The organism is Pseudomonadota bacterium, from assembly GCA_018242545.1.
Lineage (GTDB): Bacteria > Pseudomonadota > Alphaproteobacteria > 16-39-46 > 16-39-46 > 16-39-46.
In genome coordinates this window covers 1-5,426 of the sequence record JAFEBT010000089.1, presented here as the reverse complement: position 1 = coordinate 5,426, position 5,426 = coordinate 1, and the positions used below count along the sequence as shown (strand labels likewise).

7 protein-coding genes are annotated in these 5,426 nt (G+C 37.3%); 3 read left to right on the top strand and 4 right to left on the bottom strand.

What is annotated here, in order from left to right; all coding sequences use genetic code 11:
• Window positions 1-37: 37 nt before the first annotated feature.
• The 4 genes from JSS34_08325 to JSS34_08310 form a co-directional block, all read right to left on the bottom strand.
• On the bottom strand, window positions 38-295 hold the full coding sequence (locus JSS34_08325) for an SDR family NAD(P)-dependent oxidoreductase (GenBank protein MBS0186308.1): 258 nt from the start codon (window positions 293-295) through the stop codon (window positions 38-40).
• Window positions 296-364: 69 nt separating this feature from the next.
• On the bottom strand, window positions 365-919 hold the full coding sequence (locus JSS34_08320) for an NUDIX hydrolase (protein MBS0186307.1): 555 nt from the start codon (window positions 917-919) through the stop codon (window positions 365-367).
• Window positions 916-1,407: a DNA topology modulation protein gene (locus JSS34_08315; GenBank protein ID MBS0186306.1), complete on the bottom strand. Its 492-nt coding sequence runs from the start codon at window positions 1,405-1,407 to the stop codon at window positions 916-918. The genes JSS34_08320 and JSS34_08315 overlap by 4 nt, the downstream gene beginning before the upstream one ends.
• Window positions 1,408-1,480: 73 nt before the next feature.
• Window positions 1,481-2,098 carry a hypothetical protein gene (locus tag JSS34_08310; GenBank protein MBS0186305.1) on the bottom strand — a complete coding sequence of 206 codons (618 nt, stop codon included), beginning with the start codon at window positions 2,096-2,098 and terminating at the stop codon, window positions 1,481-1,483.
• A gap of 328 nt (window positions 2,099-2,426) precedes the next feature.
• On the opposite strand from JSS34_08310, the gene JSS34_08305 reads away from it, so the two are divergent.
• The 3 genes from JSS34_08305 (at window position 2,427) to JSS34_08295 (ending at window position 5,389) form a co-directional block, all read left to right on the top strand.
• Entirely contained in the window at window positions 2,427-4,010 is a 1,584-nt protein-coding gene (locus JSS34_08305; GenBank protein MBS0186304.1) for a carboxypeptidase M32, read from the top strand.
• 61 nt (window positions 4,011-4,071) lie between these two features.
• On the top strand, window positions 4,072-4,509 hold the full coding sequence (locus JSS34_08300; protein ID MBS0186303.1) for an SDR family oxidoreductase: 438 nt from the start codon (window positions 4,072-4,074) through the stop codon (window positions 4,507-4,509).
• A 1-nt stretch (window position 4,510) separates the two neighbouring features.
• Window positions 4,511-5,389 (top strand): ABC transporter ATP-binding protein, encoded by an 879-nt coding sequence (locus JSS34_08295; protein ID MBS0186302.1) that lies wholly within the window; start codon window positions 4,511-4,513, stop codon window positions 5,387-5,389.
• The last annotated feature ends 37 nt before the right edge of the window (window positions 5,390-5,426 follow it).

Below are 5,426 nucleotides of genomic sequence, written 5' to 3'. Positions count from 1 at the left end.
CAGGCTCCGCTCAAGAGGTCTTTCAATTTTACACCACTTATTGGGACGTATACTTATACACCATAGCATCAATACGGCCATGAGTTTTTAAAACTTTATCGAGAATTGATTCTATTTTCTGTTGAGAAGTTATATCAACAGGATAAGCTTCAACTGAGTTCCCTCTTTTTTTTAAATCTTCAAGCTTTTCAGTGTTTCTAGCCAATAGAATCAGCGTTTCTTTTTCTGCCAAAATACGGGCACATGCTTGCCCAATCATGCTTGTTGCGCCGACGAGCACAATAACTTTATTCATGACTTTCTCCAATTTCTTAGTGATAATTATGTCTCTTGAGGCTTTCTATATACTTAAAGACATTTTCTCTTAACTTACAAAACTTTCTAATTTTTTAATAAATCTTTCCATATGAGGATCGGAGGCTTTAGGGATATCTTTCAAATCAAACCACCGAATCTCATAAAATTCATCCCTATCAAAAACGTATTCCTGTTGAGAATCACCTTTTAAAACGTACCATAAACTTACATCTGTATGTCCTGCGGTAAGACCTACAGTTTGCGTTGATGTCAAAAAAAGAGGATCTTCCTTCCAAAACTGAGCTTCAATCATAAGTTCTTCGAAGCATTCACGTCTTACAGTTTCTTTAGGATCTTCATCCAATTCAACATGTCCCCCGGTCGGAAGCCATAATTGAGCTTTTTTGTGATCCACAAGAAGAATTTTTGAGGTTTTTTCATCAAATAATACAAAATATGAAACAAGATGCCTTTCAGGAACATCTGGTTTTTTTATCCTAAAAAGAGGCGCGCCACTTTCAATCCAAGCGATAGTCTCATGAATATGTTTTTGCTCAAGAAAATCAAAAGGTGAAAGGTTTAAAATTGTCTTTAAGATATGATTTTCAATGGACGGCTTCATTTTAAAAATTCCTTTTCAAGCATCTTTAAATCCTTTTGAGATTTTACTTCAATGAAGGTAACCCGAGGATACGTTTTACGTAATACCTCAAGAGAAGGCGCGATACGTTTTGGAAAATGCCACCCATACTGAAGAAGACGTATTTTGATCGTTTCTCGGCATCCTTCTGCCCGATCGTCAATCTGGGGATTTTTATCAAAAAGCCGTTTAAAAACACGCCAATAACATTGTCTTAAGGGAAAATTAAAGTAGATCGTCATTTGCGCACGTGAATACCGCATTTCCAGTGATTTCAAGCTATTTCCATCAATAATCCAGGACTCTTGGTCTACAATTTTTTTTTGAAGAGCCAAAAATTCTTCATAATTTCGTTCAATCCAGTTTGCTTCATAAAAATGCTTATCTAAATGATGAAGTGGAATTTTTGTCATTTTATGAAGCTTGAAAGCAAAAGTTGATTTCCCGCTGCCAGGCCTTCCAAAGAGCATAATTCGTGAAGCTTTATGAGTCATATTCAGTCTACAAAAAAAATAATGGTAAAAAGGGATTTAGAGATGATATTCATGGGTAAAAGAATTTTTCAAGCTTCTTGAACCCTTGAGGGTTAGAAGTCTTTTCTTGAAATTTTAAAATCTCTTTTGCACAATCAAAAGGAGAGAGTGTTGTTGTATTAATTTTAAGATCATAGGCTTGGGAAAATCCATGAACACGATCCATTTGATCATTCGAAAGCCCTAAAGCACGATCTCTTCTTAAAACCTCGCGTTCAGACATCGCCTTAAAATCACAAAAAATCCCAATGAAGTAAACTGTATGCTCCTTTAGCATTTCGACATAAGATTTTAGAATGTCGCCCTCAAGAAGGACTTCATCCATAATGACATCATTTCCTGCATCCGCTAAAACTTTAGCAATAGCTGGAAGCGTTCCAAAAATTTGATCTCCTAAAGGACCATTTTGAATAACCATTGTAGGTCCACGTTCATTGGCACCAGGGACAAATGAAAAATATCCTTCTTTTTCCTTTATACCACCTGGAATATAGGCCCTTGGCATCATCTCAACAAGCATATCTATTCCGAGATGAATCCAAGGCTTTTTGCTTAAGTGTTGTATACTCCGAGCAATGGATGTTTTTCCAGAACTTCCGCATCCATTTAAAAAAATAATATCACTCATGTTACGAACTCGCTAAAATATTAAGAAATTCTATCAAACTCTTCAAAAAGTGAATAGTATTTATTTTCTAGTTTCAAAAAGTACCCCAATTAACATCTGTTCCCCCTTAAAAAGAGGGAAATTCCTTAAATTCATGCGGCAATCTGATTTAAGGATTATTTCCATTTCATGGAAACAAGCGTCTTTTTTCTTTAAACCTTTTTTTACGTCAAAATTTGACTCTTTCTTCCTTTTTTATAGAAGTGATGGCTCGGTTTCTTGCCCATTGACACAAAAAGCGCATCTAACTACATTACTTCGTTAAAGGATAAAGAGGACATATTATACAATGGCACAAAAAACTGACCCTTCAAACACAAACAATTCTTCCAAAAATGCATACGAAAATCTTAAAAAACGCTTTGCTGAACTCAGCCATTTAGAAGGCGCTTCAGGCATCTTAAGCAAAGATGCAGAAACGGCCATGGCCTCTGGAAGCGCAGAAGACCGTTCTTTACAACTTCAAACATTAGCAACGATCCGTCATCGCCTCCTTACCGATCCCGATGTCTTGAAATGGTTAACTGAAGCTGAATCTGAAGCTTCTTCTCTTTCTTCCGAGGATCAACGGAACCTTTTTTTAATGAAACGAGAATGGACAGAAGCAACTTTGCTCTCTCCTGCATTAGCCCGCGAACTTGCTAGGCTTGCAAGTGAAGGCAGTGAAAAACATACACACCATAAATCTTCAGGCGCCTGGCCAAAGATGAGGGATTGGTACGAACATGCCTTTAACACATTACGCGAAGTTGCTAAGGCAAAAATGAATCACACGCCAGGGATGTTCAATTCTCCTTATGAGGCCCTTTTAGACACCTTTAACCCTGGATTAAAAGAAGAAACTGTCACGCGTGAATTTGCAAAACTTGAGAAGGCGCTTCCTTTTTTAATTCGAGAAGCTCAGAAAAAACAACTCCAAAAGCCCTCTCCGCTTCCTCTTGAAGGCCCTTTTCCATTCGATCAGGTAAAAGAACTTTGTCTCCAACTCTTAAAAGCAATTGGCTTTGATTTTGAGCGCGGTCGATTTGATTTATGTAAGCACCACCCTTCTTGTAATGGCACAGCTGATGATATGCGTATCACAGCCCAATACCATGAAAATGATTTCCTTCAAACTGTGTATGCGGCTCTTCATGAAGGGGGACACGCCCTTTACGAACAAAACAGGCCTAAAGGATGGAGATATCAACCTGCAGGAAATCATCTTGGGATGGCACTTCATGAAACTGAATCACGCATTATCGAAATTCAGGCATGTCATACGCCTGAATTTTTTCAATTTTTAGAGAAAGAAGCCCGAAACATCTTTAAGCGCCCTGAAGATCCTGCTTTTTGTGCCCAGAATCTTGAGCTTCTTATAAACCGCGTAGAACCCAGCTTTATTCGCATTGAGGCTGATGAATTGACGTATCCGGCTCATGTCATTCTTCGCCAAAAACTTGAAAAAGCTCTTATCGAAGAAACATTGCATATTGATGATCTGCCAAAAGCCTGGAATGAAGGAATGCAAACATTCCTTGGAATCACACCTCCCAATCACGCTCAAGGATGCATGCAAGATGTGCACTGGCCTTCTGGCGCTATTGGCTACTTTCCTGCCTATACAGCACCTGGTGGTGATGCGGGAGCCGCGCAACTTTTTGCGGCTGCCTGTCGTGCTCGACCAGAACTTCGTGCTGAACTTGCCAAAGGAAATTTTAAGCCTTTACGAGAATGGCTCTGCGAAAACGTTTATTGTAAAGGTTCCCTCTTAACGCTTGAAGACTTATTTATTTCTGCAACAGGAGAGCCTCCGAATGCACATTATTATCTAAATCATTTGAGTGAGCGCTATTTAGGAAAACCCTGGAACGATCTCATACAGAATATTTGATGCCCTTTCCTAAGTGTAACTCTTTATCTCTTTTTAATCCCGATAGCATTTAAATTTCCGTATAGAATTCAGGATCATAATTAAAAATTATCTCAGGAGAACTAAAGCTGTTGCAAATCATATGAAAAATCACGCTATTCATGGGTCAATTATTAACATTGGAAGCGTTAATGGGGATCAAATTCCTGCTCTTTCAGGCGCTGCATACTCCCTTTCCAAAGCCGGCGTTATTCATTTAACGAAAACCCTTGTTGGAGAGTTGGCACCCTTTAAAATACGCATTAACTGTATTTCTCCGGGATGGATAAAAACCCCGATGCTTGAACAAAATGCGCATAAAGTTATTCCTCACATTCCTTATGGAGACATTCCAGAACCTGATACCCTTGATGGTCTTATTCTTTATCTTGCCTCAAATAAAGCCTCAAAATACGTTCAAGGCGCCTCTTTTACGATTGATGGGGGAATGTCGTGGGGTGGAAAATCATGGGGAGATTAAGGTGGCTTCATCTATAAAATTTAAACAGGTATTTTTATATATCTTTATGGTTATAAGACCATTTCCTATTTCACTTTTTATAATGATATTGACGTCTTTTATCTGGGCTATTGATCTTTCTTTAAGACCTTACATTTTAAAGGAAATTCTTAATCGATTGGCAGAAAATAAAAATCAAAACATTTTTGATTCTCTCAGTCTCCTTGTTCTGCTTTATTTAGACGTATATCTTGTAATGACCACGTCATTTCGTCTTTATGGTTACTTTGTTGAAATTAAAATGATCCCAAATCTTAGAGCAAGAATAGCCAATACAACTTTAGAACTCCTTCTTGAGAAAAGTCATACCTACTATCAAAATAATTATGCAGGAAGTCTTGCCAATAAATTTACCAATCTTATCGACGATATTCCAGAACTCTTACAAAGCATAACAGATCGATTTCTAGGAATGTTCTTAGCTGTCTTAATTGCTATTTTTACATTAGGATCTGTTAATATTAAATTTGGTTTTTTTATGTTAATATGGTTTGGAATTTTTATGGGAGGAGCTCTCTTTTTCTCCAAGCATTTTATCCGTCTTTCTGATGATTTTTCAAATTACTTTTCTTTCATTACAGGAAAAGTTGTAGATGTTCTGTCCAACATTCTTTCTGTGCGATTGTTTGCAACAAAAAAACAAGAAACATTTCTTCTGAAAGAAACATTTCAAAAGGCCATTTCAGCCGAACAAAAGCTCCAGTGGTCTTATTTTTGGATGTGGATTCTTTATGGATACTCTTTCTTTATCCTTCAAGCTTTTAATTTTTACTTCCTTATGAAAGGGTTTGAAGAAGAATGGGTTAATATAGGAGATTTTGCACTTATACTATTTCCATAAATTAAAATAACAAGTATGATGTTCTGCAAATGGAAGC

Excerpts from the sequence above, each read along its gene's own strand:
- JSS34_08325 (MBS0186308.1), bottom strand. The coding sequence starts at position 295 with ATGAATAAAGTTATTGTGCTCGTCGGCGCAACAAGCATGATTGGGCAA.
- JSS34_08320 (MBS0186307.1), bottom strand. The coding sequence starts at position 919 with ATGAAGCCGTCCATTGAAAATCATATCTTAAAGACAATTTTAAACCTT.
- JSS34_08315 (MBS0186306.1), bottom strand. The coding sequence starts at position 1,407 with ATGCTCTTTGGAAGGCCTGGCAGCGGGAAATCAACTTTTGCTTTCAAG.
- JSS34_08310 (MBS0186305.1), bottom strand. The coding sequence starts at position 2,098 with ATGAGTGATATTATTTTTTTAAATGGATGCGGAAGTTCTGGAAAAACA.
- JSS34_08305 (MBS0186304.1), top strand. The coding sequence starts at position 2,427 with ATGGCACAAAAAACTGACCCTTCAAACACAAACAATTCTTCCAAAAAT.